Origin of the sequence: Microcystis sp. M49636_WE2, from assembly GCF_030065375.1 — a bacterium.
GTDB lineage: Bacteria > Cyanobacteriota > Cyanobacteriia > Cyanobacteriales > Microcystaceae > Microcystis > Microcystis aeruginosa_C.
On record NZ_JASJFG010000831.1, the window covers coordinates 1 to 2,452 of the forward strand.

The window sequence follows — 2,452 nt, forward strand, 5'->3', positions numbered from 1 at the left end:
GCTTCTTGCTGCCGTTTTTTCATCCCTTCGATCCAGTGACAAATTCTTTCGTAGGCAGTACAAGCTTTTTGTCCTAAGCGATCCCAACGGGGAAAAGTTTCGATCGCTAATAAACGAGGATTTTCTGGATGCACTTGATAACAATGATCGGCAATTAATCCGGCGCGAACTGGATCGATATCGGGAATTAAATTCTCTTCTTCATCCCAGCGATAACGGCTAAAAATCACCAGCATTTCCGCTAGGGCCTCTTGGGGGGCTAAACGCCCCAAATTTGCGTAAACAAGGGCGAGAAGGGTCAATAATGCCCGAATCAGAGGACAACTGATCAGGGGTCGTTGTTCGTTGAGGGGTTGAACGGCTATCCCGGCACCGGTTAAAATTTCCATCAGGCTATAACGGGCGATTTCGTCTAAACCGGGGGCAATAACGGCGATTTCTTCGGGTTTTACTGCTCCTTGATTGACTGCTTGAATAATAGCTGTGGCTGTCTTCCGTAACAATTCAGCGCGAGAGGTGGTTTGCACGGAGATGAATTGATCGGGAAGATTGCCAAGATAGTTACCGTCGCTGATTAAGGAGAGAACCGTCTCGCTAAACTGAGCGGCTAACCCGTTAGTGGTGGATAATGGCATAATTTGACAGCGTGCCGCTAATTTTTGTAGATAATCGGGATCGGCAGTTAATCCTAAGCGAATTTTTCCCTGGGGATTGTAGGTAAAAACGCTAAAACAATCATGATCGAGGAAAAAACTGAGTAAATCCTTGGCAATAGCCGGATAATCGTCCACATCGTCCGCAAAAACTGCCCGGAAGCGTTTTAATAGTTGCTGTTGATAACGACTATCAGGGAATAAATAGCGCCAATAGAGTTCGTAGATGATACCATAACTTAATAAACCACGTTCTAGAGACCAATCACGCCATTGAATGATTAATTCTCCCACTTTTTCTGGTGTTTCCTGCTCATTAATCGCTAAAACTCGTTTTAAATCTGTTTCTGATAATCCGTCGGCTAATCTTTCGGGTATCTTTTCTGCGGGAACACCACTAGCGCCGGCTAATTGTAACAAATCGAGAACTTGACGGACGAAACGATATTCATTTATGCTGGTAAGCTGGAAGAATTCAGCGATCGCTGGTTGCCAGAGACGGGTGGCGAGTTCCTGCTCCGTTTCTGGGCGTAATCGGCGGGGAAATTGCGCTTTTAGCCCCAAAAACTCGAAAATTAACGGCCAAAACAGGATGACTTCATCGGTGAGAAAACCTAAAGGGGTTTTGCAGAGAATCGGATAGCTACCCTTAACAGCAAGGGCGAATCGATCGGCTAATTCCCGTTTGTTATCATCGTTGGCAGCGAAAACTAAGATCGATCGAGGAAGGGGCGATGATTTCAGTTGATCGCGAGACACCCAGCGCTGAAATTCCCCGACTAAAGCGGTGGTTTTTCCCGATCGCGTGCCACCTTCGATCCAAATTGGTATGATTGACATCGTTTTTTCTGGATTGTATTTGTTAAGATGACTGATCGGTACTCTAGCTTTTTTCCTTGTGGAAGTAATTGTTTCCTATGAATCTTAATCGGATTTTGCAAGGTGTTAATCAATGGTTATTACAAACTCCTGAACGTTCTTTAGATGAGGCTTATCATGCAGCTTTGAAGATTAAGGAGATAGAAGACAAGCATTTTCAAGGGCGAAAAGTGGCGAATGAATTCTCGAATTATGGCAGCAGCACTAATTCCTATTTTATCGCAGAAGTTAAAGGTTATCTGCAAAAAATTAAAGTCAGATTGACGGAGTTTAAAGCTAGTCGCTCGATCGTGAATACCTTCGGACCAAATCAACCGACAATTAATAATGGGGTGATTACTGTCACCACAGATGTTTGTCTGAAAAAACTTCAGTTTATCGATAGTGTTATCGGAAAATATCAAGATAATTATTGGCAAGAAGATATTCAAGATGTCCCCAAAAGTCTCCAGAACCGAAATTTTGAGCGGGAAACAGACAAAAATAAGACTTCCAGAAATCGCTCTTTTTTAGCGGCTGGTAGTCTTGAAGATGAGGAAATGATCAAAAGTAATAAATCCCAAAAAGCCACGGAAAAACCGGGGGTTTTACCCCGTTCTTTTGTCAATACTTTTAATCGCATTAAACAGGAAATCGATCCGCAAGCGGAGGAATCGGAGGAGGCAGTTTTAAAGAAATTTCGCAACTCTCGTTATAAAACAGCCATTTCTCTCAAGTTTATTTTACTGTTAATTATTGTTCCTTTATTGACCCAACAATTAACCAAAACTTTCCTGATAACCCCCTTGGTTAATAAATATTTCCAACAACAGGAACAGTTTATTTTTATCAATCAGGATTTAGAAGAAGAAGCTTTTTCGGAATTGAGAAGATTTGAGGAAGCTTTACATTTTCGAGGTATGATTGGTTTAGCACCCAAA

Annotated in this window: 2 protein-coding genes; one reads left to right on the forward strand and one right to left on the reverse strand. The window is 42.3% G+C overall.

The window, feature by feature from the left end; all coding sequences use genetic code 11:
• Positions 1-1,493 (reverse strand): PD-(D/E)XK nuclease family protein (locus PX484_RS19020; RefSeq protein WP_288105117.1); only part of this gene is annotated, 1,493 nt, incomplete at its 3' end.
• A 77-nt stretch (positions 1,494-1,570) separates the two neighbouring features.
• On the opposite strand from PX484_RS19020, the gene PX484_RS19025 reads away from it, so the two are divergent.
• Positions 1,571-2,452 (forward strand): proton extrusion protein PcxA (locus PX484_RS19025; RefSeq protein WP_288105119.1); only part of this gene is annotated, 882 nt, incomplete at its 3' end.